Below are 24,800 nucleotides of genomic sequence, written 5' to 3'. Positions count from 1 at the left end.
GTGAGGAGGGTGGAGCAGGCCATCAGCGTCGGGGGAAAGCCGGGGACAGCATGGGTGACGAGGCAACGGCGGCCACCGGCCGAGTGCTCGACGTACGGGTGGACCTCACGGCCGATCCCGAGTACGGCCCTGAGGCGGGGGAACGGGCCGCACGGCAACTCCGCTCCGAACTGTCCGAGTTGGACGTCGAGTCGGTGCGTGTCCCGGTCGGCGGTGCGGCTCCCGATGGGGCGAAGGGGGCCGACGCGCTGACGATCGGCGCGGTCGTGGTGGCGCTCAGCGCGTCGGGCGGGGTGTTCACCTCGCTCGTGGAGACGGTGCGGGACTGGCTGGGGCGCTCGGCGGCGCGGCACCGGGTGTCGCTGACGATCGACGGCGACACGATCGACCTCGAACACGCCACCACCGAGGAACGACGGGCGCTCGTCGAGGCGTACGTCCGCCGCCACACGGAGGACTGACCGGCCGTGGGACGCCGGCTGGCGCTGCTCGTCGCCACGTACGAGCACCAGGACAGCGGGCTGCGGCAGTTGACCGCCCCCGCCCATGACGCCGAGTCGCTCGCCTCGGTGCTCCGGGACCCCGACATCGCGGGGTTCGAGGTCACAGTGAGAGAACCGGACCAACGCGCCTCATCGATGCGGCAACCGGCAATGTCGACGAAACCCTGAGCGGGATCAATACCGGCGTGTTCAGCCCCACCGGCACGGTCCTCGCCGCTCATACCCCTGGCGGAGGCCTCCGTCTCTGGGACGTCCGCGAACACAAGTTCAGCACGACCGTGGGCAACAACGTGGCTGCCCTCGGATTCAGCCCCAACGGGAAGGTCATGGCCGTCTGGGTACCGGAGGACAAGGTGCAGCTCTGGAATCTGACGAGCCATAGGACCGTCTCCACCCTCGCCGGTACCGGACAGGCAGCCACATCGAAAATCGGCTACGACGACAAAAGCCTGGCGATGCTCAAGAAGGACGGCTCGATCGCCTTCTGGGACGTCTCCCCCTGCTCATGACCCCGCCCCCTGCCGATGCCGCTCATGATGTCGAGCCACGCGAGCCCGGTTCCCACACGCCGGCTTGCACCACTCCTGCCGCGGATGGTCTTTGAGGAAGTACCGCACACACCGCGGTGCGTGACAGGCGCGCAGCCGTTGGCGGTCGGGGCCGGTGAGGAAGGTGATCGTGGCCCGTGCAAGGACCGCCACCAGGTCGTCGCTCGGCGCTGTGTGTTCTACGACGGGTTCGGCGTCCTCCGCCCAGTGCAGCACCGGAACCGTGGGCGTCCGGGCGGCCGCCGTGTTCAACACGTCCAGCGCATCCCGTACCGGCATCAGGCGGGCCGCATCGGCGGGGCTCGGCTCTCCCGGGCGTACCGCGCGGGCGAACAGGGCGCGGATCGCCGCGCGCAGTTCGCGTACGGCGGCCAGTTCCGCGTCCCCGGCCACGAAGCCGGGCGCCACGTGGGCCTGGGCCCAGGTGGTGAGTCCGGCGGGGTCGGTCAGGTCGTCGGCGACGCCGCCGTGGCCGTCGTGGCGGATGGTGAGGGCGAGGTCGAGGGCGAGGCGGGCGTCGTCGTTCGTCGGGTCCTGCATAGAGCTAATGATAGAGGGCACCATCACCCATTAGCCGCCGTCGGCGGCACCACCGCCACCGGGCTCGCCGCGTGGAGCAGCACCGCCTGTGTCACCGACCCGATCATGCGGATCGGCGCCAGGAGTCTGCGCCGGTGGCGGCCGACCACTACCAGCTCGGCGTCCTTCGACGCGGCGACGAGATGGCCGGCCGCGTCTCCCGGGACCGCGTGAACGGAGACCCGCACGTCCGGGTGGCGCTTGTGGTGCGGCGCCAGGAAGCCCTCGGCGAGGGTGCGGGTCTCGCCCTCGACGGCGTCCTGGTCGATGACCGGCGGGACCATCTCGCCGGGGACGGCCCAGGCCTGGAGCGGCCACTGGTAGGCGGCGACGACCTGGAGGCGGGCGCCGCGCAGGGCGGCCTCGGTGTGGGCGAAGGCCAGCGCCGCCTCGTCGGGGGCGTCGACCTGGAGGCCGACGACCACCCGCGGTCCGGGCTCCACGGGCACGTCCTCGTGCACCTCGCGGCCCGGGCGGGGCACCACGACCACCGGGCACTCCGCGTCGCGCGCCGCGGCCATGCCGTTGGAGCCGAGCAGCAGACTGGCGAAACCGCCGCGCCCCCGGGAACCGAGCACCAACAGCTGGGCGGTGGAGCCCAGTTCGGGCAGGACCGCGCTCGGCGCGCCCTCCACCGCGAGGTACTCCGTGACCGGCCGGTCGGCGATGTCCGCGAGGCGGTCGCGCACCTCGTCGAGCACCGGATCGTCGTCCGGAGCGGGCGGCCCGGCGACCAGGACGTCGGGCTGGGCCCAGGCGGCGTACTGCCGTACATGGACCACCCGCAGCGGGGCCCGCCGCCCGCGGGCGGCGTCGAGCGCCCAGTCGAGGGCGCGCAGGCTGTCGTCGGAGCCGTCGACCGCCGCGATGACCGGCAGGGTGCTCATGGGTTCCTCACCTCCGGGATACGACCGTCCCCCGGGGGCCAGCCTGGCTCAGGCTGTCGACCCAGGGGTGTGCTCACGGTCGCGTGTCCGGAAAAACGGGTGGAACACCCCCGGTTCAGCGGCTCGCGTCGAGCCGCATGTCACCTCACGTGAGGTCGAACTCCCCTTCCCGCGCGCCCGACACGAACGCGCCCCATTCGGCGGGTGTGAAGATCAGGGAAGGGCTCTCCGGGCGGCCACTGTTGCGCATCGCGATGAATCCCTCGACAAAGGCGATCTGGACATCCCCCCGGCCACGGCTGCTGGACTGCCATTCGGCGGTGGTGAGGTCCAGCTCGGGCTTGTCCCAGCCCATGAGCGGCTGCTGCTGGATGGTGGTCTCGGCCACGTCCGTGCTCCTCCCGATTGCGTCGTCCGCGGGCCAGCCTAGCGATCGTCCCCGACCGCCGACAGGCCACGTGAGGGGGACCTTTCAGCGACCTGTCGGGAGGGGTTTCACGCATCAGGGGGTTCGGACCCCACGAGCCACATCGAGAAGAACTGCGATCCGCCGCCGTAGGCGTGCCCGAGCACCTTGCGGGCGCCGTCCACCTGGTGTTCCCCGGCCTGTCCGCGCACCTGGAGCGCCGCCTCCGCGAAGCGGATCATGCCGGAGGCGCCGATGGGGTTGGTGGACAGGACACCGCCGGACATGTTGACGGGCAGGTCGCCGTCGAGTTCGGTCACACCGGACTCGGTGAGCTTCCAGCCCTCGCCCTCGTCGGCGAAGCCCAGGTTCTCCAGCCACATGGGCTCGTACCAGGAGAACGGCACGTACATCTCGACCGCGTCGATGTCCCGGCGCGGGTCGGCGATGCCGGCCTGCCGGTACACGTCGGCCGCGCAGTCCTTGCCGGCCTGCGGGGACACCGCGTCCTTGCCCGCGAAGAGGGTGGGTTCGCTGCGCATCGCGCCGCCGAGCATCCAGGCCGCCGGGCGGGGCGCGCGGGCGGCTCCGGCCCGGTCGGTGAGCACCATCGCGCAGGCGCCGTCGGACGAGGGGCAGGTCTCGGAGTAGCGGATGGGGTCCCAGAGCATGGGCGAGGCCTGGACCTTCTCCAGGGTGATGTCGTGCTCGTGGAGGTGGGCGTACGGGTTCTTGAGCGCGTTGCGCCGGTCCTTGTAGGCGACCAGGGAGCCGACCGTGTCGGGCGCGCCGGTGCGGCGCATGTACGCGCGCACGTGCGGCGCGAAGAACCCGCCCGCCCCGGCCAGCAGGGGCTGCTGGAAGGGGATCGGCAGGGACAGCCCCCACATGGCGTTGGACTCGGACTGCTTCTCGAAGGCGAGGGTGAGCACGGTCCCGTGGACGCGGGCCGCCACCAGGTTGGCCGCGACCAGCGCGGTCGAGCCGCCGACCGAGCCGGCCGTGTGCACCCGCAGCATCGGCTTGCCCACCGCGCCCAGCGCGTCGGCGAGGTACAGCTCGGGCATCATGACGCCCTCGAAGAAGTCGGGCGCCTTGCCGATGACGACGGCGTCGATGTCGGCCCAGGTCAACTCGGCGTCGTCGAGGGCACGTCGGGCCGCTTCCCGGACGAGCCCGGCGATCGACACGTCCCGGCGCGCGGCGACATGCTTGGTCTGGCCGATGCCTACGACGGCCACGGGCTCCTTGCTCATCGCGGATCCCCTTCGAGTACGGCGACCAGGTTCTGTTGCAGACAGGGGCCGGAGGTGGCGTGGGCGAGGGCCCGGTCGGACTCACCGCGGTGGATGTGCGAGGCGGCCTCCCCGACGCGGATCAGCCCCGCGGCCATCATGGGGTTGGCGGCGAGGGCGCCGCCGGACGGATTGACCCGCACCTTCTCGTCCAGCCCGAGCGCCTTGCGCAGGACGACCTCCTGGGAGCTGAACGGTGCGTGCAACTCGGCTGTGTCGACCGGCCGTTCGAAGGCGCCCGCCTTCTCGGCGGCCAGCCGGGTGGAGGGTGAGTCGGTGAGATCGCGGACACCGAGGCCGTGCGCCTCGATGCGGTGGTCGATGCCGCGGATCCAGGCGGGGCGTGGGCACAGGTCGCGGGCTCGCTCCCCCGCCGCGAGGATCACGGCGGCGGCGCCGTCGCCGACGGGTGGGCAGTCTCCGGTGCGCAGGGGTCGTACGACGTAATCCCCTTGTGGCACGGGCCCCTTGAGTTGAGCGCGCGGGTTGTCCACCGAGCGGCTGCGGGCGCTGATCCCCGCCAACGCGGGCTCGTCGGTGTCGCCCGCGTCGATGAGCGCCTGCGCCTGGAGGGCGGCGAGGGCGACGGAGTCGGGCCACAGGGGGGCCACGTAGTACGGGTCGAGCTGCCGGGTCAGTACGTCGCGGACGGAACCGGGCGAGGACTTTCCGTACGAGTACACCAGCGCGGTGTCGGCGTCCCCGGAAAGGAGTTTGGTCCAGGCCTCGTACAGCGCCCACGCGCCGTCCATCTCCACGTGCGACTCGGAGATCGGCGGCCAGGCGCCCACGCCGTCGAGGGCGAGGGTGAAGGAGAAGGCGCGGCCGGCGAGGTAGTCGCAGGAGCCGGAGCAGGTGAAGCCGATGTCGGCGGTCTTCAGGCCGGTCCGGTCGAGGACGTCGTGCAGCACCGGCATGAGCATCTCCACCTCGGACTGTTCCGCGGTGGAGCGCAGGACGTCGGACTGGGCGAAGGCGACGACGGCGATGTCCCTGGTCACGGCTGTCACAGCAGCTCCTTGTAGGTCTCGTAGTCCGCGTCGGGTTCGCCGGTGGGCCGGTAGTGGTCGGGGTAGCGGCCCCCTTGCGTCCACACCGGTTCGACCCGGAGCCCCATCCGCACCTGGTCGTACGGGATGCCGCCGATGCGTCCGTGCAGGGCGAGGTCGGCGCCGTCGAGGGCGATGTGGGCGTAGACGTAGGGGACTTCGATGTCGAGGTTCCTCGCCTTGATGTTGACGATGCAGAAGGTGGTGACCGTGCCGCCCGGCCCCACCTCGACCTGCTCCGAGGTGGCGACGCCGCAGGTGGGGCAGGCGCCCCTCGGGGGCACGTACACCTTGCGGCAGGACGGGCAGCGTTCGCCCACGGCCCGGTGGTCGGCGAGGGCGTTGATGTAGTCGGTCTGGGCGCGGCCGGGCGAGTAGGTGTAGTCGAGGCGGGCGGCGGCGACGATGCCGGTGACCGGGTCCTCGAACTCGCCACTGTGGCCGGCCGGTCGGGCCGCCTCTCCGTCGTACGGTTCGAAGCAGGCGATGTCGGTGATCGCGCCGACGCGGTCCTCGGCCCAGCGGACGCGGACCCGCAGGCCGGTGTGCACGGCATCGGGGCCCGGAGCGTCGAGGGCGTGGAGGAGGGCGGTGTCGGCGCCGTCGAGGCGGACGAGGACCCAGGCGAAGGGAGTGTCCAACGGCTGGCCGCGGCGCGGCTCGTGGTTCCAGGCCCAGGTGGTGACCGTACCGGTGGGGGCCACCTCGACCAGGTCGCGGATCTCCTCCGCGGTCACGGGGTCGTACTCCACGGGCGGGACGAGGGTGCGGTCGTCGCCGGTGCGTACGCCGAGCAGGACGCGGTCGCGCAGGCCGGTCAGGAAGGCGCTCTGGACGGGGCCGAGGGAACGGGTGAAGGGGAACTCGACGACCAGCGGGGCTTTCAGGACTTCCGGCATCGCCGGCCTCCTTCAGTGGCGCTTGTAGACGGGCGGGCGCTTCTCCGCGAAGGCGCGGGCGCCTTCCTTGGCGTCGGCGGTGTCGAACACCGGCCAGCCGCGCTTGAGTTCGGCGGCGAGGCCGTCGGTCTCGGTGAGTTCGGCGGTCTCGTAGACGGACGCCTTGACGGCCTCGACGGCCAGCGGGGCGCAGGAGTTGATCTGTTCGGCGATCTCCAGGGCCTTGGACAGGGCCGTGCCGTCCGGGACGACATGGCCGATCAGTCCGATGCCGGCGGCCTCGCGGGCGGTGTAGGGGCGGCCGGTGAGGAGCATCTCCAGGGCGTGGGTGCGCGGGATCTGTCGCTGGAGGCGGACCGTGGAGCCGCCGATCGGGAAAAGACCGCGTCTGACCTCGAACAGGCCGAAGGTCGCGGACTCCCCTGCGACGCGGATGTCGGTGCCCTGGAGCATCTCGGTGCCGCCGGCGACGCAGTAGCCCTCTACGGCGGCGATCACCGGCTTGCGGGGCCGGTGGTGGCGGAGCATCGCCTTCCAGTGCAGGTCGGGGTCGGCTTTGAGGCGGTCCCGGTACCGCTCGCCCTCCATGCCCTTTCCCGCCAGGGCCTTGAGGTCCATGCCGGCGCAGAACGAGCCGCCCGCGCCGGTGAACACGATCGAGCGGATCGTGTCGTCCGCGTCGGCTTCCAGCCAGCCGTCGTACAGGCCGACGAGCATCGCCGGCGAGAGCGCGTTCTTGGCCTCCGGCCGGTTGAGCGTGAGCACCAGTGTGGCGCCCTCGCGCCGCACGGTGAGGTGTTCCGTCCCACCCATGAACCGTCTCCCCTCTGAAAGAACGAGAACAGGTTGCAGTAGCCGCCCGGGCTCTTCAAGAGTTTTCTGACAGACAGTCAGATTTATTCGCGCGGAGCCTTCACAGTTGGGTCGCCCTTTGCTCTGATGACCGGCAACCGGTGCGGAGCTAGGTCAGGAGGAGCGGTGGAGTACAACCTTGCCGACCTGTTCGAGTCGGTCGTCGACGTGGTCCCGGACCGCGAGGCGCTGGTGTACATCGACATCCCCGGAACGGGTGCGGAGCGCCGGCTGACGTACGCGGAACTGGACGCGGCGGCCAACCGCATCGGTCACCATCTGATCGACAGCGGGATACGGCCCGGCGAGCACGTCGGCCTGCACATGTACAACGGCGTCGAGTACCTCCAGGCCGCGCTCGGCTGTCTCAAGGCCCGGGCCGTCCCGGTGAACGTCAACTACCGCTACGTCGAGGACGAGTTGGTCTACCTGTACCGGGACGCCGACCTGGTGGGGCTGTTCTACGACGCCGAGTTCGGCGAGCGGGTCGCGGCGGCGCTTCCGAGGGCGGAGAAGTTGCGGCATCTGGTGCGGGTCGGTGACGGGGATCCATCGGCGGTGGACGCCGTGGCGTTCGCGGACGCCGAGGCCGCCGGGTCGCCCGAGCGCGGTTTCCCGCGGCGCTCGCCCGACGACCAGTTCATCATCTACACCGGCGGCACCACGGGGATGCCGAAGGGGGTGATGTGGCGTCAGGAGGACCTGTTCTTCTCGGGGATGGGCGGCGGCGCGCCGACCGGTGAGCCGGTCAAGAAGCCCGAGGAACTCGCCGAGCGGGTCGCCGCGGGCGGTTCGGGGATCACCTTCTTCCCCACTCCCCCGCTGATGCACGGCACCTCCACCCTCACCGCCTTCATCGGCTTCAACTTCGGCCAACGGATCGTGATCCACCGCAAGTTCATGCCCGAGGAGGTGCTGCGCACCGTCGAGAAGGAGCGCGTCACCAGCATGTCCCTGGTCGGCGACGCGATGCTGCGCCCGTTGATCGACGCCCTCGAAGGGCCCATGAAGGGCACGGACATGTCGTCGATGTTCAGCGTGTCGTCGTCGGGGGCGATCATGTCGGACACGGTGCGCCGGCAGTTCCAGGCCCTCGTCCCGAACGTGATGCTGCTCAACAACTTCGGTTCCTCGGAGTCCGGCTTCAACGGCACGGCCACGGACGACTCCGGCCCCGAACGGGGCTTCCGCGTCCGGGTCAACTCCCGTACCCAGGTGGTCGATCCCGCCACCCACGAGCCGATCGCACCGGGCGAGGTGGGCCGCGTCGCCCAGTGCGGCCATGTACCGCTGGGCTACTACAACGACCCGCGGAAAACGGCCGAGACCTTCTTCGAGAAGGACGGCGAGCGCTGGGTGCTGCTCGGCGACATGGCCACCGTCGACGAGGACGGAGTCGTCGTCGTCCTCGGGCGGGGCTCCCAGTGCATCAACACCGGCGGCGAGAAGGTGTACCCCGAGGAGGTCGAGCAGGCGCTCAAGTCCCATCCCGACGTGTACGACGCGCTGGTCGCGGGGGTGCCGGACGCGCAGTGGGGCCACCATGTGGCGGCGGTCGTACAACTGCGGGACGGCGCGTCCCAGCCGTCGCTCGACGACATCCAGACCCACTGCCGGACCCAGCTCGCCGGATACAAGATCCCCCGGCAGCTGGTGATCGCGGAGGCCATCCGGCGCTCCCCGAGCGGCAAGGCGGACTACCGGTGGGCGCGGGAGGTCGCGGCGCGGGCGGACGGGTGAATTCCGCTCGCCTCCGTTGAACCGTTGGTGACGCACGGACGTACTGGTGATGGCAGGCTCGCTCATAGGGCTCTGTTCGTGATGCCATCGCAAGACCGTACGGAAGGACCGCCGGGTGTCGCTCTTCACACCTCGCTCTCGTCAGTCGTCGGACAGCACCACATCGTCGGACGTCACCGAGAGCGAGGAACCGGCTGAGACGGAAGCGACACAAGAGCCGCAGGAGCCGACGCAGCCGGGAAAACCCGGCTGGTTCGGCTGGCGCCACCGCTACCCCCGTACCGCACGCGGCGTGACCATCGCTACGACCGTGCTGGCGGCCCTGCTGGTCCTCGGGGCGCTGCTCGTGCCCAACCGCCTCGACTGGATCAGGTTCGAGTCCTTCCTGCGGCTCCCCGTCGAGGCGATCCTCCTCGCGGGGCTGCTCCTCGCGCTGCCCGGGCGGGCGCGCCGGATCACGGCCGTCGTCTCGGGTGTGATCGTGGGGCTGTTCACGGTCGTCAAGTTCCTCGACATGGGCTTCCGGCAGACCCTGGCCCGGCCCTTCGACCTGGTCTTCGACTGGATCCTGCTGGACGACGCGGCGGACTTCGTCCGGGAGTCGTACGGTCGTTCGGGAGAGCTGCTCGCGATCGCCGCGGTGATCGTGCTGTTCGTGTCCGTGCTCGCCCTGTGCACGCTCTCCGTGGTGCGGCTGTCGAACCTCATGGCCCGGCACCGCGCGGTGGCCGCCCGGACGACGCTCGTCCTCGGCACCGTCTGGATCCTGTGCTTCACCATGGGCGTTCAGTTCAGCGGGCTCACCTTCGCCACCAAGGGCAACATCACGTTCGTCGCCAACCGGGTCCAGCAGGTGCACGACGGGCTCGTCGACGCCAAGGTCTTCGAGAAGCAGGCCAAGGTCGACGCCTTCGCGAAGACGCCGCCCGACCAGCTGCTCACCGGGCTGCGCGGCAAGGACGTCCTGTTCACCTTCATCGAGAGCTACGGCCGGATCGCGATCGACGACCCGGCGATGGCCCCGCAGATCGACGCGGCGCTCCAGGACGGCGACAACCGCCTCAAGGCGGCCGGTTTCCAGTCCCGCAGCGGCTGGCTCCGCTCGCCCGTCACCGGCGCGGGCAGCTGGCTCGCGCACTCCACGTTCCTGTCCGGTCTGTGGGTGAAGAACCAGCAGCGGTACCGGAGTCTGACCACCGGCGACCGCGCGACCCTCACCAGCTACTTCCAGAAGACCGGTGCCTGGCGGACGGTCGGGATCGTGCCGGGGGTGCGCAAGGCGTGGCCCGAGGGCAAGTACTTCGGCCTCGACCACATCTACGACTCCACCCACCTCGGCTACAACGGCCCCTACTTCAGCTGGACTCCGGTGCCCGACCAGTTCAGCCTGGAGTCCTTCGAGCGGCTTGAGCACGGCAAGGAGAACCGCGACCCGATCATGGCGGAGATCATCCTGGCCTCCAGCCACAACCCCTGGTCGCCCATCGCCCACATGATCGACTGGGATCAGCTCGGCGACGGCTCGGTCTTCGAGCAGATCAAGAAGGAGGGGACGGACCCGAAGGAGGTCTGGAAGAGCGCCAAGCGGGTGCGCACCGAGTACCGCAAGGCCATCGAGTACTCCCTGCAGAGCCTCACCGAGTGGGTCGAACGCTACGGCGACGACAACACGGTCCTCGTCTTCCTGGGCGACCACCAGCCCGTCCCGACCGTCACCGGCGGCGACACCAACAAGGACGTGCCGATCACGATCGTGGCCCGCGACCCGAAGGTGCTGGACCGGATCTCCGACTGGGGCTGGAACGAGGGCCTCAAGCCGGCCGGGAACGCGCCGGTGTGGGGGATGGACACGTTCCGGGACCGCTTCATGACGGCGTACGCGAAGTAGCGTGCCGAGCGCGTCGAGCAGGTCGGGGCCCGGTACGCGAGGGTGATGCCGTTGGTTTGACGGAGTCCGTGCCGGGGACGGTATCCGGGGCCGCGGTGGGCCAGGCCCTACTCTGCCGAGGGCAGGGGTTGCCCGAGGAACGCGGCGACCCGTCGTACGAACCACTCCGGACCGTCGAGCCACGGGTAGTGCGCGGCGCCGGGCTGGACGGCGAACTCGGCGTGCGGGAACAGGTCGGCGGTGCGGCGGGCCGGCTCGGGCCTGGGAGCTCCGTCGAGTTCACCGGCGAGGACGAGAACGGGGGCGGGCAGCCGGGTGAGCGCGGCGCGGGTGGCGAGCGGATCGTAGGCCCCCTCGGAGCCGTACACCGCACCGGCCGCGTCGTTGAACTCCTCGTCGCCGCGGGCGTGATGTTCCTCGGCGACCTTGTCCCAGCGGCCGTAGAAGAAGGGCGCGAAGGCGGCGTCGTCATCGCCCGCCCCACTCAGCCACGCCTCGTACGCCGCGAACGCCACCGCGAACCACGGTTCGTGCTGCCGCAGCCGCGCCGCGGCCAGCCGGTCCCCGACCGTGGCCGTCGTCCCAAGGGCCCACGGGTTGGCGGTGACCAGCACCAGCCTCCGCACCCGCTGCGGATACCGGGCCGCGTACAGCATGGCGAGACTGCCACCGGCCGAGTGCGCGAGCACATCCATCCGCTCCAGCCCCAGCTGTGGTTCCGTCGGACGGGGTCAAGGCGGGCATGTCGCCGATCCTCATGATCGACCGGCGTCGGCGCAACGGATTTCGTCGAAAAGTCTCACCCCCTCTTGCTTGATCAGCCCCGGACTGGATTACTGATCCCGGAGAGATCGACCGAATGATCGGTCGCCCGGATTGGTGTGGTTGGTGAGGGAGGCGTCCCGATGGCGGATGCGGTGGAGCTGCTGGACTCGGGGGAACGGCTGGACGGGGCGGCGCTGCGGGCGCTTCAGCTGGAGCGGCTGCGGGTGTCGCTGCGGCTGGCGTATGAGCATGTGCCGTTCTACCGGGAGTCCTTCGACAAGGCGGGCGTCCACCCGGATGACTGCCGGTCGCTCGCCGACCTCGCCCGGTTTCCCTTCACCACGAAGGGCGACCTGCGCGAGAACTACCCGTACGGGATGTTCGCCGTGCCCCGGGATCGCGTTCGGCGCGTTCACGCCTCCAGCGGGACGACCGGCCGTCCGACCGTCGTCGGCTACACCGACGGTGACCTCTCCCTGTGGTCGGACATGGTGGCCCGCTCCCTCCGGGCCGCGGGCGCGCGGCCCGGCGACACGGTCCATGTGGCGTACGGATACGGGCTGTTCACCGGCGGACTCGGCGCGCACTACGGTGCCGAACGGCTCGGCTGTACGGTCGTCCCCGCGTCCGGCGGCATGACCGCCCGCCAGGTCCAGCTGATCCAGGACCTCGAACCACGCGTGATCATGGTGACGCCGTCGTACATGCTGACGATCCTCGACGAGTTCGAGCGGCAGGGCGTGGACCCGCGCGGCACCTCCCTGGAGGTCGGCGTCTTCGGTGCCGAGCCGTGGACCGAGCAGATGCGCCGGGAGATCGAGGAGCGGTTCGCGATCGACGCGGTCGACATCTACGGGCTGTCGGAGGTGATCGGCCCGGGCGTGGCGCAGGAGTGCGTGGAGACCAAGGACGGGCTGCATGTGTGGGAGGACCACTTCTACCCCGAGATCGTCGACCCGGTCACCGGTGAGGTGCTGCCCGAGGGTGAGAAGGGGGAGCTGGTGTTCACCTCGCTCACCAAAGAGGCCATGCCCGTCATCCGCTACCGCACCCGGGACCTCACCCGCCTGCTGCCGGGTACCGCTCGCGTCTTCCGGCGTATGGAGAAGGTCACCGGGCGCAGTGACGACATGGTGATCCTGCGGGGCGTCAATCTCTTCCCCACGCAGATCGAGGAGATCGTGCTGCGCACCCCGGGTGTCGCGCCCCACTTCCAGCTGCGGCTGACCCGGGAGGGTCGGCTCGACGCCCTCACCGTACGGGCGGAGGCCCGGCCCGACGCCACTGCGGAGGAGCGGGAGGCCGCGGTACGGTCCATCGCCGCCGCCGTGAAGGACGGCATCGGCGTGTCGGTCACCGTCGAGGTCGTCGCACCCGAGTCGCTGGAGCGGTCGGTGGGCAAGATCCGGCGGATCGTCGATCTCCGGGACGCTCGTTAGGCGAGCCTGTCGCGCAGCTCCCGCTTCAGGATCTTCCCGCTCGCGTTGCGCGGCAGCTCGTCCACGAACACCACCCGCTTCGGCGCCTTGAAGTGGGCGAGCCGCTCCCGGGCGTGGGCGATCAGCGCCTCCTCCGTGACCTCGCCGCGCGGCACGACCACCGCCGTCACCGCCTCGATCCAGCGCTCGTCGGGCAACCCGATGACGGCGACCTCGGCGACGCCCTCGTGGCTGTAGAGCGCGTCCTCGACCTGGCGTGAGGCGACCAGTACGCCACCGGAGTTGATGACGTCCTTCACCCGGTCGACGATGGTGAAGTAGCCGTGCGCGTCGCGGACCGCGAGGTCGCCGGAGTGGAACCAGCCGTCGCGGAAGGCGTCGGCCGTCTCCTCGGGCTTGTCCCAGTAGCCCTCGCACAACTGCGGTGATCTGTAGACGATCTCACCGGGGGTGCCGTCGGGGACCTCCTTGCCGTCCTCGTCCACGACCCGCGCGTCCACGAAGAGGACCGGGCGGCCGCAGGAGTCCATCCGGCCCTTGTGTTCGTCGGGGGCGAGGACGGTCGCCAGCGGGCCGATCTCGCTCTGGCCGAAGCAGTTGTAGAAGGCGAGCTTCGGGAGGCGTTCGCGCAGGCGCTCCAGGACCGGCACCGGCATGATCGAGGCGCCGTAGTAGGCCTTGCGGAGTCCGCCGAGGTCGCGGGTGGTGAAGTCGGGGCGGTTGGACAGGGCGATCCACACGGTGGGTGGCGCGAAGAGACTGTCCGCGCGGTCCGCCTCGATCAGGTCGAGGAGGCGGTCGCCGTCGGGGGCGTCGAGGATGATGTTCGTCGCGCCGACCGCGAGGTAGGGCAGCAGGAACACGTGCATCTGGGCCGAGTGGTAGAGCGGGAGCGCGTGCACGGGGCGGTCGCCGGCGCTCAGGTCGAGGGCGGTGATCGCGCTGAGGTACTCGTGCACCAGGGCGCGGTGGGTCATCATCGCGCCCTTGGGCAGGGCGGTCGTCCCCGAGGTGTAGAGCAGTTGGACGAGGTCCTCGCTGCGCGGCTCCGGGCCGTCGTACGCGGGGGACGAGGGAAGGCGCGCGAGCAGGGAGTCGTCGGCGTCGCGCAGGGGCAGCGGCCGTACCCCGTCGGGGAGTCGGTCGGCGAGGTCGGGATCCGTGAGCACCAGCGTGCTGCCCGACTGGCCGACGATGTACGCGAGGTCGTCGCCGGTCAGGTTCTGGTTGACCGGGACGTGTACGAGGCCGGCGCGGGCGCAGGCGAGGAAGGCGATGAGGTAGGCGTCGGAGTTGTGGCCGTAGGCGCCGACCCGGTCGCCGCGCGAGAGTCCCTCACCGAGCAGCAGGCTCGCCGCCCGCGAGACGGCGTCGTCGAGTTCCTCGTACGTCCAGGAGCGGTCGCCGTACTCCACCGCGACCCGCGCCGGGGTGCGCCGGGCGGTGCGTCGCAGCACCCCGTCAACCGTGCTGCCGTGTCCAGACGTCATACAGGACAACCTACCCGTTGGTACGCTCAACCGCTCCTTCCCTCAATGACGTTGGGAGGCACCATGCGCACCCGCCTCAGACGCGCCGTCGTCGCGGCCGTCGCCCTGCTCACCGCCACCACCGCCCTGCCGGCCGCCGCGGCTCAGGGCCGGGACCGGCAGCAGCACCCCTCGCACGGCGGTCTGTCCGCCACCATCCGCTATACCGAGTACGGCATTCCGCACATCGTCGCCAAAAACTACGCGGACCTCGGCTTCGGCACCGGCTGGGCGCAGGCCGCCGACCAGGTGTGCACGCTCGCCGACGGTTTCGTGACCGTGCGGGGTGAGCGGTCCCGTTACTTCGGGCCGGACGCCGCTCCGGACGGCTCGCTCTCCTCGGCTGCCAAGAACCTCTCCAGCGACCTCTATTTCAAGGGCGTCAGGGAGTCCGGCACGGTGGAGAAGCTGCTCGCGACCCCGGCGCCGGCCGGGCCGAGCCGGCAGGCCAAGGACCTGATGCGGGGCTTCGCGGCCGGATACAACGCCTGGCTGCGGCAGAACCGGATCACCGACCCGTCCTGCGAGGGTGCCGCCTGGGTCCGGCCGGTGACCGAACTCGACGTGGCTGCCCGCGGTTTCGCGCTCGCCGTGCTCGGCGGCCAGGGGCGGGGCGTGGACGGCATCACGGCCGCCCAGCCACCTACGACGACGGCCGCCCCCGAAACTCCCTCCGCCCAGGACACCGCCCGCGCGGCCCACGAGCTCCTCGCCGCCGACTCCGCCGACATGGGCTCCAACGCCGTCGCCTTCAGCGGCGCCACGACCGCGAACGGCCGTGGACTGCTGCTGGGCAACCCGCACTACCCCTGGCAGGGCGGTCGCCGCTTCTGGCAGTCGCAGCAGACGATCCCGGGTGAACTGAACGTCTCCGGGGGCTCGTTGCTGGGATCCGCGACGGTCTCCATAGGCCACAACGCCCGGGTGGCGTGGAGTCACACCGTCGCCACCGGCGTACCCCTCAACCTCCATCAGCTGACCCTCGACCCGGCCGACCCGACGGCCTACCTCGTGGACGGCACGTCCGAGCGGATGACCAAGCGCACGGTCACGGTCGAGGTGAAGGACGGCGTCCCGGTGACCCGCACCCAGTGGTGGACCCGGTACGGCCCGGTCGTCACCTCGCTCGGCGCGTCCGTCCCGCTGCCCTGGACGACCACGACGGCGTACGCCCTCAACGACCCCAACGCGGCGAACCTGCGCGCCTCGGACACCGCGCTCGGCTTCAGCAAGGCGCGCGGCACGGCGGACGTGCTGAAGTCCCTCCAGCGGACGCAGGGGCTGCCATGGGTGAACACGATCGCCGCCGACGCGGCCGGTCACTCGCTGTTCACGCAGTCCCAGGTGCTCCCCCGCATCACCGACGAGCTGGCCCAGCGCTGCTCCACCCCGCTCGGCAGGGTCACCTACCCGTCCGCCGGTCTGGCGGTCCTCGACGGCTCGCGCGGCGACTGCGCGCCCGGCAGCGACGCCGACGCCGTACAGCCCGGGATCTTCGGCCCGGCGAAGATGCCGACCCTCACGGACGCGCCGTACGCGGAGAACTCCAACGACAGCGCCTGGCTGGCCAACGCCGAGCAGCCGCTGACCGGGTACGAGCGGATCTTCGGTACGACCGGCACGCAGCGGTCGATGCGGACGCGCGGGGCGATCGAGGACGTGGCGGCGCTGGCGCGGCGCGGCGATCTCACCGTGCGGGACCTTCAGCGGCAACAGTTCGCCAACCGGGTGCCGGCCGGCGACCTGATCGCGGCCGACGCGGCGAAGGCCTGTGCCGCGCTGCCCGGCGGCACGGCAACCGGCGCTGACGGCAAGGCCGTTGACGTGTCCGAGGCGTGCGGCGTACTGGCGGCGTGGGACCGCACGGCGAACACGGCCAGTCGGGGCGCCCTGCTCTTCGACCGGTTGTGGCGCCGCCTCCCCGCGGCCCAGCTGTGGCAGGTCCCGTTCTCCGCGTCCGACCCGGTCGGCACCCCGAACACCCTCAACACCGGCACCACGGCGTTCACCACCGCGCTCGCGGACACGGTCACCGAGCTGCGCGCGGCGGGCATCGCGCTCAACTCACCTCTGGGAGAGCATCAGTTCGTGGTCCGCGACGGCAAGCGCATCCCCGTCCCGGGCGGCACGGAGTCCCTCGGTGTCTGGAACAAGGTCGAGCCCGTGTGGGACGCCGCGAAGGGCGGCTACACCGAGGTCTCTACCGGCTCCAGCTACATCCAGGCCGTCGGCTGGGACGGCAGCCGCTGCCCGGTGGCCCGCACCCTCCTGACGTACTCCCAGTCCTCCAACCCCGACTCGCCGCACTACAGCGACCAGACCCGCCTCTTCTCGCAGGAACGCTGGGTGACGTCCCGGTTCTGCGAGAAGGACATCCTGTCGTCGCCCTCGCTGCGGGTGGTGCGGGTGCGCTCGTGACTCAGACCGGCCGGGTACGCCCCTCCCAGTACGGGTCCCGCAGACGGCGCTTGTACAGCTTGCCGTTGGGGTCGCGGGGCATCTCGGTGATGAAGTCGACGGTCTTCGGGCACTTGTAGCCGGCCAGGTGCTCGGCGCAGTGGGCGAGGAGGGCGGCGGCCAGTTCCGGTCCGGGTTCCTGACCCGGGGCCGGTTCGACGACGGCCTTGACCTCCTCGCCCCAGTCGTCGTGCGGGATGCCGAAGGCGGCGGCGTCGGCGACGGCGGGATGAGCGAGGAGGGCGGACTCTGTCTCTGCGGGGTAGATGTTGACGCCGCCGGAGATGATCATGTCGATCTTGCGGTCGCGGAGGAAGAGATAGCCGTCCTCGTCGAGGTAGCCGAGGTCGCCGACGGTGAAGAAGTCGCCGATGCGGTTCTTCCGCGTCTTGGTCTCGTCCTTGTGGTACGAGAAGCCGCCGGTGTTCATCTTCAGGTAGACGGTGCCGAGTTCACCCGCCGGCAGTCGGTTGCCCTCGTCGTCGAAGATCGCCAACTCGCTGATGGGCCAGGCCTTTCCGACCGTGCCGGGTTTCTTCAGCCAGTCCTCCGCGGTGGCGAAGGCGCCGCCGCCCTCGCTGGCCGCGTAGTACTCCTCCACGCACGGCCCCCACCAGTCGAGCATCGCCCGTTTGACGTGGTCCGGGCAGGGGGCGGCGCCATGGATGGCGTGCCGCATCGAGGAGACGTCGTACCGGGCGCGGACGTCCTCGGGCAGGGCCAGCAGACGGTGGAACTGGGTCGGGACCATGTGGGTGTGCGTGCACCGGTGGGCCTCGATCAGGCGCAGCATCTCCTCCGGTGTCCACTTGTCCATCAGGACCAGGCGGTGGCCGATGTGCAGGGACGCGCTCGCGAACTGGAGCACGGCCGTGTGGTAGAGCGGCGAGCAGACGAGGTGGACGTTGTCGTCGTACGGCTTGATGCCGAAGATGCCGAGGAAGCCGCCGAGGTAGGCCTCTTCGGGGAGCTTGCCGGGCAGCGGGCGGCGGATGCCGCGGGGGCGGCCCGTGGTGCCCGAGGTGTAGTTCATGACCCAGCCGAGCTCACGGTCGGCGGGCACCGACTCCGGTTGTCCTTCGAGGAGTTCGGCGTACGGCCGGAAACCCTCGACCTCGCCGACGGAGTACCGGTGGGTGGCCGGGAGCCCGGCCTCGTCGGCGGCCTGGCGGGCGGGGGCGGCGAAGCGCTCGTGGGCGAGGAAGACCTTGGCGCCGGAGTCGGCGACGATCCAGGCGATCTCGGGGCCCACGAAGTGGTGGTTGATCGGGACGAGGTAGAACCCGGCCTGGGTGGCGGCCAGATGGGCGGTGAAGAACTCGACGCCGTTGGGCAGGACGACGGCGAAGGCGTCCCCGCGCCGCAGCCCGGCCGCGCGCAGCCCGTGGACGAGACGGTTGGCGGCGGCGTGCAGCCGGCCCGCGGTCCACTCCTCGCCGTCGGGAGCGACGAGGACGGTCCGCTCGGGGTCGACGCCGGCCTGGGCCCAGAATCCGGCGGGGGGTGTACTCGTAGTGCTGGTCACTGGCCGCTCCTTCCGACGGGGGGTTGGCTCGTTGCGCTCATCACTGGCCGCTGCCTCCGGTCCTTCCGGCGATGCGGTTGACGCGGTCGACGGCTCGCTCGAAGCCGCGGGTGAGGTCGTCGAAGACGTCCTGGACGCTGCGTTCGCGGTTCATCCGGCCGACGATCTGTCCCACGGGGGTGCCGAGCAGGGGCTCGACCTCGTACTTCTGGATGCGGGTCAGGGCGTCGGCGACGAGGAGTCCCTGGAGCGGCATGGGGAGCGTGCCGGGGCCGTTCGGGTCGTCCCAGGCGTCGGTCCACTCGGTGCGCAACTGGCGGGCGGGCTTGCCGGTCAGGGCACGGGAGCGGACGGTGTCGGAGGAGCCCGCGGCGAGGAGCTTGCGGGTGACCGCGGGCGAGGACATGTCGGCCTCGGTGCAGGTGAGCCACAGCGAGCCCAGCCACACTCCCTGGGCGCCCAGGGCCAGCGCGGCCGCCACCTGCTGTCCGCTGCCGATGCCGCCCGCGGCCAGCACCGGCAGCGGGTCCACGGCGTCCACGACCTCCGGGGTCAGCACCATGGACGCGATCTCGCCGGTGTGCCCGCCGGCCTCGTAGCCCTGGGCGACGACGATGTCGATGCCGCCCTCCTGGTGTTTCACGGCGTGCCGGGCACTGCCGGCAAGCGCGGCGACGAGCACGCCCTTCTCGTGGGCGCGTGCCACGACGTCGGCGGGCGGTGAGCCGAGGGCGTTGGCGAGCAGCTTGATCGGGTAGTCGAAGGCGACGTCGAGCTGGGTGCGGGCGACCTGCTCCATCCACCCGGTGATGCGCCACCCCGAAGCCTCGCCCTCGGCCAGCTCGGGCACCCCGTACTTGGCGAGGGTGTCCCGGACGAACTGCCGGTGTCCCTCGGGGATCATCGCCTCGACGTCGGCCTCGGTGACGCCTTCGACCTTCTTGGCGGGCATGACGACGTCCAGGCCGTACGGCTTGCCGTCCACATTCCCCTCGATCCAGTCGAGGTCGCGTTTGAGGTCGTCGGGGGCGGTGTAGCGGACCGCGCCGAGCACCCCGAACCCCCCGGCCCGGCTGATGGCGGCAGCGACGGCGGGGAACGGCGTGAAGCCGAAGATGGCGTGCTCGACTCCCAGTTTCTTGCTCAGCTCCGTCTGCATGGGCGCAGGATGCCGCAGTCCTCCGGAGGACGGAAGGGGTTTTCTGATGCTCCGTCAGATTCAGGTCCGGGTCCGGAGTTTCGGCACGCGGTTAGAGTTTCCCGATGACTGATGAGGCGCACACCGGACTGTCCCGCCGTCAGCTCACCCGAAGAGCCCTCGCGCTCGGGGGCGCTCTCGCGATCGCCCCGTTCCCCGCCGGCCCCGCCGCGGCGACCGAGGCCGGCGGGAGCCGTACACTCCGCCACGGCTCCCCGGAACGCGCCGGCCTCCTCCCAGCACACCTCGCCCAACTCGTCACCGATGCCCAGGCGTTCCTCGGCCCCTCCCCCAAGCACCCCTGGTACGCGGGCGCCGTCCTCCTCGCCGGACGGGGCGACACGGTGGCCCTGCACCAGCCGATCGGGACGGCGGTGCGCTACTCGGCGTACGACGAGAAGACCGACACGGGCGTCGAGTTCCCGCCCGCCGAGCAGATCCCGATGAACGAGGACACCGTCTTCGACCTGGCGTCGGTCTCCAAGCTGTTCACCTCGATCCTCGCCGTGCAGCAGATCGAGCGGGGCGGCCTTGAGCTGGAGGCGACCGTCGCCTCCTACCTCCCGGAGTTCGGCGCCGCGGGCAAGCAGGACGTGACGATCCGCCAACTCCTCACCCACACCTCGGGCTTCCGGTCCTGGATCCCGCTGTACAACGCGCCGACGTACGAGGAGAAGCTCCGGCTCATCTGGAACGAGGCGCCGCTCGATCCGCCGGGCACCAAGTACCTCTACTCCGACCTCAATCTGATCTCGCTCCAGCTCGTCCTGGAGAAGCTGACCGGTCGCACCCTGGACGTCCTGCTCCACGAGGAGATCACCGCCCCGCTCGGTCTGCACCGCACCCGCTACAACCCGCCCGCCGCCTGGAAGCCGGGGATCGCGGCGACGGAGGACGCCCGTAAGCCCTGGTCGGGTCTGGACCGGGGTCTGGTGTGGGGCGAGGTGCACGACGAGAACGCGTACAGCCTGGGTGGTGTCGCGGGCCACGCGGGGGTCTTCTCCTGCGCGTGGGACCTGGCGGTGCTCGGCAGGACCCTGCTGAACGGCGGCGCGTACGGCCGGAGTCGGATCCTGCGGCCCGACTCCGTGGAGCTGATGTTCACCGACTTCAACTCCGCCTTCCCCGGTGACGAACACGGCCTCGGCTTCGAGCTGTACCAGCACTGGTACATGGGCGCGATGGCGACCCCGCGCACCGCGGGCCACACCGGATTCACCGGCACCTCACTGGTCCTCGACCCGACGACCGACTCCTTCCTCGTCGTCCTTGGCAACTCGGTCCACCCGGTGCGTAGTTGGCGATCGGGCTCCGCACCCAGGGTCGCCGCCGCCAACAACCTGGCCCGTGCCGTTCCGGTCCGCCCCCGTCACGGCCGTACCGCCTGGTTCTCCGGCATGGCGAGCGCCACGACGGCCACCCTCACGCTCCCCGCCCTCGACACCTCCACCGGCGCCTCCCGTCTGCGCTGCGCCCTGTGGTGGGACACCGAACCACAGGCGGACGTCCTGGCCCTGGAGGCCACGACGGACGGCGGTACGACGTGGCAGCCGGTGCCGTTCACCACCGGCGACGAGGACCACCCCGCGGGTACGGTCACCGGCTGGTCGGGCCGGACATGGCACCGCCTGACGGCCGCGCTCCCCGCTCACCGGCAGCTGACCCTGCGCTGGCGCTACACCACGGACCGGCTGTACGTGGGACGCGGAGCGTACGTCGACGGTCTGCGCGTCGGGACCGCCGACGTCGTCCTCTTCGACGGGTCACGACCGGGTGACTCCGCTCGGATCGCCGCCGCCGGCTGGGCTCCGGCCGCCGACTGAAGGCGGCGGCCCGTCACGACCACCCGCCGGGTAGCATGTGACGGCATCACATGAGCCGTGGGAATCAACGCTGTTCGCGGGATCTCATCGCACGCGACCGTCGACCTGGGATGGCAATGGCGAACGTCTTCATCAGTCATCGCAAGGTCGATGTGTCCGAAGCCGAGCGACTCGCCGAGGGCGTCTCCGCCGCCGGGCACCAGGTGTGGTTCGACGAGTGGGAGATCGGAATCGGGGATTCCATCGTGGACCGCATCACCACCGGGCTCGAAGGAACGTCCTATCTGGTGCTCTGCTATTCGGCGGCCGGCGTCATGAGCCCGTGGATCTCCCGGGAATGGATGTCGGCCCTCCACCGCCAGTTGGACGGCTGCGGGGTCCGCATCCTGCCGGTGAAGTTCGGTGGCTCCGCCCCGGCGATTCTGGCCGATCTCCGCTACGCGGATCTCTCTCAGGACTGGGACACGGGATTCGGGCAGCTCTTGAAGGCCATTCGCTGAACGCTTCGGGGGGCTCGATGGTCCAGATCCTGCTCGCACACGCCGACGGCGACGAGGCGGTGGCCGCCGAGGTCGCGAAGCCGCTGGAGGACGCCGGGTACGAAGTCGTGCATCACGGCAGCCTGTTCGTCGGCGACTCCCTCGTGCAGAAGGCGTCACAGGCGATCGCGCAGGGCAGCCCGGTGGTGCTGTGCGGGACCGTCAGGGCGATCGGAACCGGCTGGGCCAACTTCCTCGTCAACGCGGCCAGACGACATCAGGAGGCGCGCGTCTTCGCGCTCCAGATGGAAGAGAACGCCTATCTCGACTTTCTGACGCTCGACGGCCGGATCGCCCGGTACTGGCAGGATCCCGCCAGAGCGATCACCGAACTCCTGGCGGCGCTGTCGGAGCACTACCCGACCCGGAAACCGACCGGCGCCGAACAGCGGCTGGACGAGCTCGAACAGCGTTATCGAGAACTCGCCCTGGAAACCTGCGACATCGTCGATCTGGCGAACTTCCCCATCGGGGACCGCGAACTCATCACCAGGGATCTGCTGCTGCGCAGTCTGTACGTGTCCCTGCGCGTCACGGTCGACATTCCGCCGGGCATGGACGCGCACGACCTCGACCGGAAGCTCCAGGATCTCGAAGCGCGGCGCAAGGAGCAGGGCGAGGCACAGGACGAGGACCTCGACGAGGAGGAACAGGAAACCGGATCGCGCTTCTCGGTCGGGGAGCGGCTCGCCCAGTCCAAGCACCTGGTGGTCCTGGGCGACCCGGGCGCCGGGAAGAGCACCATGCTGCGGTGGATCGCGACGGCGTATCTGCTGCGTATGAAGGCCGATCCCGACTGGAGCCAGCTCCCGGACGTCGACACCCTGCCCGACGCCGACTGGCTCCCCCTTCTCATCCGCTGCCGCGACCTCGACACGAGGAGGATCACGGGGTCGCTGGAGGAAATGATCCAGCATCACCTGTGCGACGCGGAGTTCTCCAGCGAGGAGGCCGCCGAACTGACCCCGCTGCTGCTGCGCCGCATGCGGGAGGGCAGGGTGCTGCTGCTCATCGACGGCCTGGACGAGATCTCGGAACCCGGTCTGCGGGCCCGGTTCTGCCGCAAGGTCGAGAAAATACACCTCGCCTTCCCCGAGGCCCCCGTCGTCGTCACTTCCAGGATCGTCGGATACCGGGAGATGAGGCTGCGGATCACCCGGGGCTTCGAGCACGTCACGGTCCAGGAGCTGACGCCCCAGGACAAGGACGACTTCGCCCGCCGTTGGTGTGTGGTGACAGAGCCGCCGGCCCGGCGTGAGTCCGCGGCCCGGGAACTCATCAGCGACATCCACAGCACCGACCGGATCGAGCGCCTGACCGGCAGCCCCATGCTGCTCACGACCATGGCGCTGGTGAAGAAGAAGGTCGGGAAGCTGCCGAGCCGCCGGGCGGACCTCTACCGGGAGGCCGTCGACGTGCTGCTGCACTGGCGCAGTGACGTGGACGAGCGCATGGATCCCCATGAGGCGCTCCCGCAGTTGCAGTACCTCGCGTATTCCATGTGCGCGTCCGGAAGCCAGCAGATCCGGCAGGACAAGGTCATCGAGATCCTGGAGCGGATGCGCAGGGAGTTCCCCGCCGTTCGCCCGGTCCAGCGGCGTTCCGCGGTCGAGTTCCTGCGCCGGCTGGAACGGCAGACCGGAATCCTCGTCGAATCCGGGCACGTCGGCCATGACGGCGATCTGATCCCTGTCTACGAGTTCCGGCATCTGACCTTTCAGGAGTATCTGGCGGGCCTGGCCCTTGTCGCGCGGAGATATCCGGGACGCGATCGGCAGGTGTCCCTCGCGGAGCAGATCGGCGCGCTCACCGCGGAGACCTCCCCCGTCGAGACGTCGATGGATCACATGGAGGCCGCGATCGCGGAGAACTGGCGGGAGGCCATCCGGCTGACCGTGATGATCTGCAACGACGACGACGTGGACGGCGTTCTGCGGGCCATCGCGACGCCGCTGCCCGGGGAGGACGCGGCCAGGACGGCACGGGCGCGGGCCGCGCTCGCGTGCGCGTGCCTCGCCGATGAGCCCAATGTCAGCGAGGAGGTCGCGGCCGACATCTTCACCCGGTTCGTCGCCGAGCTGACCGAGCATGACGGAACCGGCCCCGCGGACACCGTTGCCGACCTCACTCTCGAAGAGGTGGGGGGCTCCAGTTGGGCCGCCGTTCTCAGCCGGAGGATCGTCGCCGAGTGGTTGCGTGATCCCTCCCAGCACCACCGCCTCGCCGGCCCCGCCGCGACGGTCCTGGGCCAGTCGGCACCGATCGACGAGGAGGCTCTGCACGGCTGGGTCCGGAACCAGGTCGCACTCCTCGATGAGCCCGAGCCCGAGGTGGTCGTCGAAGCCTCGCTGGCCCTCATGGAGATCGCCTACACCCGAAGACTCGTCCTGGTCCCCGATCTGACCTCGAAACTCACGTCCACCCTGTCCAGGGGCCCTTGCGAGGCCATTGCGGCAGCGTGGGCCCTTGGGTGGGGCAAGAAGTCCTCGGCGTGGGAGCCGACGACCGGCGAACTCGTGGATCTGGCCGATGCCGTGGCCTCGAAACGGCTTCCTCCCCAGGCCGTCGTGTTTCTGTTGTGGTGCTTCGACCACATCCAGGTGCCACGGCGCGACGAGATGGCCCCGGCCATGATGGACGCCTACACCTCGGCCGACCGGGATGCCCGGCTGGAGATCGGCAAGAAGTACCTTGCCTTGTTTCCCCAGACTCTGGAGCCCGTCGTCCGGGCGAGCCGACACCGGCACGCAGACGTCCGGCGCGAGGCGTCGCTGCTGCTGGCACAACTCGACGGCTCGCTGGCCATGGACTCCTTGTTGGGGGTACTGACCGAGGAAGACGGGACAGCACACGACGACGTCGTCCAGGCGCTCGGCACG

20 protein-coding genes and 1 pseudogene are annotated in these 24,800 nt (G+C 70.4%); 10 read left to right on the top strand and 11 right to left on the bottom strand.

Features of this window, described 5'->3' with window-relative positions; genetic code table 11:
• Positions 1–50: 50 nt before the first annotated feature.
• From ACIHIX_RS14600 to ACIHIX_RS14590, 3 genes are read left to right on the top strand one after another with little or no spacing between them, the layout of a single operon-like run.
• On the top strand, positions 51–461 hold the full coding sequence (locus ACIHIX_RS14600; protein ID WP_399954802.1) for a hypothetical protein: 411 nt from the start codon (positions 51–53) through the stop codon (positions 459–461).
• A 6-nt stretch (positions 462–467) separates the two neighbouring features.
• Entirely contained in the window at positions 468–671 is a 204-nt protein-coding gene (locus tag ACIHIX_RS14595; RefSeq protein ID WP_399954799.1) for a hypothetical protein, read from the top strand.
• A gap of 17 nt (positions 672–688) precedes the next feature.
• Positions 689–1,012: a WD40 repeat domain-containing protein gene (locus tag ACIHIX_RS14590; RefSeq protein WP_399954796.1), complete on the top strand. Its 324-nt coding sequence runs from the start codon at positions 689–691 to the stop codon at positions 1,010–1,012.
• Here the strand turns inward: ACIHIX_RS14590 and ACIHIX_RS14585 are convergent.
• The 7 genes from ACIHIX_RS14585 to ACIHIX_RS14555 form a co-directional block, all read right to left on the bottom strand.
• Complete coding sequence (locus tag ACIHIX_RS14585) at positions 1,007–1,591, bottom strand: CGNR zinc finger domain-containing protein (protein WP_399954793.1); 585 nt, start codon at positions 1,589–1,591, stop codon at positions 1,007–1,009. The genes ACIHIX_RS14590 and ACIHIX_RS14585 overlap by 6 nt on opposite strands.
• Before the next feature lie 23 nt (positions 1,592–1,614).
• A complete protein-coding gene (locus ACIHIX_RS14580) occupies positions 1,615–2,517 on the bottom strand; it encodes a universal stress protein (RefSeq protein ID WP_399954790.1) in 903 nt (300 codons plus the stop codon).
• 145 nt (positions 2,518–2,662) lie between these two features.
• The gene (locus tag ACIHIX_RS14575; protein ID WP_329332148.1) at positions 2,663–2,905 is read right to left on the bottom strand and encodes a DUF397 domain-containing protein; all 243 of its coding nucleotides are present in this window, start codon (positions 2,903–2,905) and stop codon (positions 2,663–2,665) included.
• Positions 2,906–3,012: 107 nt separating this feature from the next.
• A complete protein-coding gene (locus ACIHIX_RS14570) occupies positions 3,013–4,179 on the bottom strand; it encodes a thiolase domain-containing protein (RefSeq protein WP_399954787.1) in 1,167 nt (388 codons plus the stop codon).
• Positions 4,176–5,219 (bottom strand): thiolase domain-containing protein, encoded by a 1,044-nt coding sequence (locus ACIHIX_RS14565; RefSeq protein WP_399955600.1) that lies wholly within the window; start codon positions 5,217–5,219, stop codon positions 4,176–4,178. Before ACIHIX_RS14565 ends, ACIHIX_RS14570 begins: the two co-directional genes overlap by 4 nt.
• A gap of 5 nt (positions 5,220–5,224) precedes the next feature.
• A complete protein-coding gene (locus tag ACIHIX_RS14560; protein WP_399954784.1) occupies positions 5,225–6,166 on the bottom strand; it encodes a Zn-ribbon domain-containing OB-fold protein in 942 nt (313 codons plus the stop codon).
• 12 nt (positions 6,167–6,178) lie between these two features.
• Complete coding sequence (locus tag ACIHIX_RS14555) at positions 6,179–6,979, bottom strand: crotonase/enoyl-CoA hydratase family protein (RefSeq protein ID WP_399954782.1); 801 nt, start codon at positions 6,977–6,979, stop codon at positions 6,179–6,181.
• A 165-nt stretch (positions 6,980–7,144) separates the two neighbouring features.
• Here ACIHIX_RS14555 and ACIHIX_RS14550 point away from each other — a divergent pair, with 165 nt between their 5' ends.
• Together ACIHIX_RS14550 and ACIHIX_RS14545 are read left to right on the top strand one after the other, a co-directional pair.
• On the top strand, positions 7,145–8,758 hold the full coding sequence (locus tag ACIHIX_RS14550) for an acyl-CoA synthetase (protein ID WP_399954779.1): 1,614 nt from the start codon (positions 7,145–7,147) through the stop codon (positions 8,756–8,758).
• A gap of 115 nt (positions 8,759–8,873) precedes the next feature.
• Positions 8,874–10,646 (top strand): sulfatase, encoded by a 1,773-nt coding sequence (locus ACIHIX_RS14545; RefSeq protein ID WP_399954776.1) that lies wholly within the window; start codon positions 8,874–8,876, stop codon positions 10,644–10,646.
• Between the two features lie 107 nt (positions 10,647–10,753).
• Here ACIHIX_RS14545 and ACIHIX_RS14540 read toward each other — a convergent pair.
• A pseudogene (locus tag ACIHIX_RS14540) lies at positions 10,754–11,356 on the bottom strand (alpha/beta fold hydrolase); the annotation flags it as partial.
• A 195-nt stretch (positions 11,357–11,551) separates the two neighbouring features.
• Between ACIHIX_RS14540 and paaK the strand changes: the two are divergent.
• Entirely contained in the window at positions 11,552–12,850 is a 1,299-nt protein-coding gene (gene paaK / locus ACIHIX_RS14535; protein WP_399954773.1) for a phenylacetate--CoA ligase PaaK, read from the top strand.
• On the opposite strand, the gene ACIHIX_RS14530 is transcribed toward paaK, so the two are convergent.
• Positions 12,847–14,340 (bottom strand): acyl-CoA synthetase, encoded by a 1,494-nt coding sequence (locus tag ACIHIX_RS14530; RefSeq protein WP_399954770.1) that lies wholly within the window; start codon positions 14,338–14,340, stop codon positions 12,847–12,849. The genes paaK and ACIHIX_RS14530 overlap by 4 nt on opposite strands.
• Positions 14,341–14,403: 63 nt before the next feature.
• Between ACIHIX_RS14530 and ACIHIX_RS14525 the strand changes: the two genes are divergently transcribed.
• On the top strand, positions 14,404–16,797 hold the full coding sequence (locus tag ACIHIX_RS14525; RefSeq protein ID WP_399954767.1) for a penicillin acylase family protein: 2,394 nt from the start codon (positions 14,404–14,406) through the stop codon (positions 16,795–16,797).
• Between the two features lies 1 nt (position 16,798).
• On the opposite strand, the gene ACIHIX_RS14520 is transcribed toward ACIHIX_RS14525, so the two are convergent.
• Both ACIHIX_RS14520 and ACIHIX_RS14515 read right to left on the bottom strand, forming a co-directional pair.
• Complete coding sequence (locus ACIHIX_RS14520; RefSeq protein WP_399954764.1) at positions 16,799–18,361, bottom strand: acyl-CoA synthetase; 1,563 nt, start codon at positions 18,359–18,361, stop codon at positions 16,799–16,801.
• Positions 18,362–18,401: 40 nt separating this feature from the next.
• Entirely contained in the window at positions 18,402–19,520 is a 1,119-nt protein-coding gene (locus tag ACIHIX_RS14515) for an NAD(P)H-dependent flavin oxidoreductase (protein WP_399954762.1), read from the bottom strand.
• Positions 19,521–19,624: 104 nt separating this feature from the next.
• Between ACIHIX_RS14515 and ACIHIX_RS14510 the strand changes: the two genes are divergently transcribed.
• The 3 genes from ACIHIX_RS14510 to ACIHIX_RS14500 form a co-directional block, all read left to right on the top strand.
• Positions 19,625–21,382, top strand: coding sequence for a serine hydrolase (locus tag ACIHIX_RS14510; RefSeq protein ID WP_399954759.1), 1,758 nt, complete (start codon positions 19,625–19,627; stop codon positions 21,380–21,382).
• 116 nt (positions 21,383–21,498) lie between these two features.
• Positions 21,499–21,882 carry a toll/interleukin-1 receptor domain-containing protein gene (locus ACIHIX_RS14505; RefSeq protein ID WP_399954756.1) on the top strand — a complete coding sequence of 128 codons (384 nt, stop codon included), beginning with the start codon at positions 21,499–21,501 and terminating at the stop codon, positions 21,880–21,882.
• 17 nt (positions 21,883–21,899) lie between these two features.
• Positions 21,900–24,800 (top strand): NACHT domain-containing protein (locus tag ACIHIX_RS14500; protein ID WP_399954753.1); only part of this gene is annotated, 2,901 nt, incomplete at its 3' end.

It is taken from the genome of Streptomyces sp. NPDC051913 (assembly GCF_044593635.1).
In the GTDB taxonomy this organism is placed as follows: Bacteria; Actinomycetota; Actinomycetes; order Streptomycetales; family Streptomycetaceae; genus Streptomyces.
Note: the sequence above shows the minus strand (reverse complement) of the source record. Positions and strands in the feature narration are given on the sequence as shown.

What these genes read in the sequence shown, in the direction of transcription:
- ACIHIX_RS14600 (WP_399954802.1), top strand. Translation starts at nt 51, where the DNA reads ATGGGTGACGAGGCAACGGCGGCCACCGGCCGAGTGCTCGACGTACGG.
- ACIHIX_RS14585 (WP_399954793.1), bottom strand. Translation starts at nt 1,591, where the DNA reads ATGCAGGACCCGACGAACGACGACGCCCGCCTCGCCCTCGACCTCGCC.
- ACIHIX_RS14580 (WP_399954790.1), bottom strand. Translation starts at nt 2,517, where the DNA reads ATGAGCACCCTGCCGGTCATCGCGGCGGTCGACGGCTCCGACGACAGC.
- ACIHIX_RS14570 (WP_399954787.1), bottom strand. Translation starts at nt 4,179, where the DNA reads ATGAGCAAGGAGCCCGTGGCCGTCGTAGGCATCGGCCAGACCAAGCAT.
- ACIHIX_RS14560 (WP_399954784.1), bottom strand. Translation starts at nt 6,166, where the DNA reads ATGCCGGAAGTCCTGAAAGCCCCGCTGGTCGTCGAGTTCCCCTTCACC.
- ACIHIX_RS14555 (WP_399954782.1), bottom strand. Translation starts at nt 6,979, where the DNA reads ATGGGTGGGACGGAACACCTCACCGTGCGGCGCGAGGGCGCCACACTG.
- paaK (WP_399954773.1), top strand. Translation starts at nt 11,552, where the DNA reads ATGGCGGATGCGGTGGAGCTGCTGGACTCGGGGGAACGGCTGGACGGG.
- ACIHIX_RS14530 (WP_399954770.1), bottom strand. Translation starts at nt 14,340, where the DNA reads ATGACGTCTGGACACGGCAGCACGGTTGACGGGGTGCTGCGACGCACC.
- ACIHIX_RS14525 (WP_399954767.1), top strand. Translation starts at nt 14,404, where the DNA reads ATGCGCACCCGCCTCAGACGCGCCGTCGTCGCGGCCGTCGCCCTGCTC.
- ACIHIX_RS14515 (WP_399954762.1), bottom strand. Translation starts at nt 19,520, where the DNA reads ATGCAGACGGAGCTGAGCAAGAAACTGGGAGTCGAGCACGCCATCTTC.
- ACIHIX_RS14510 (WP_399954759.1), top strand. Translation starts at nt 19,625, where the DNA reads ATGACTGATGAGGCGCACACCGGACTGTCCCGCCGTCAGCTCACCCGA.
- ACIHIX_RS14505 (WP_399954756.1), top strand. Translation starts at nt 21,499, where the DNA reads ATGGCGAACGTCTTCATCAGTCATCGCAAGGTCGATGTGTCCGAAGCC.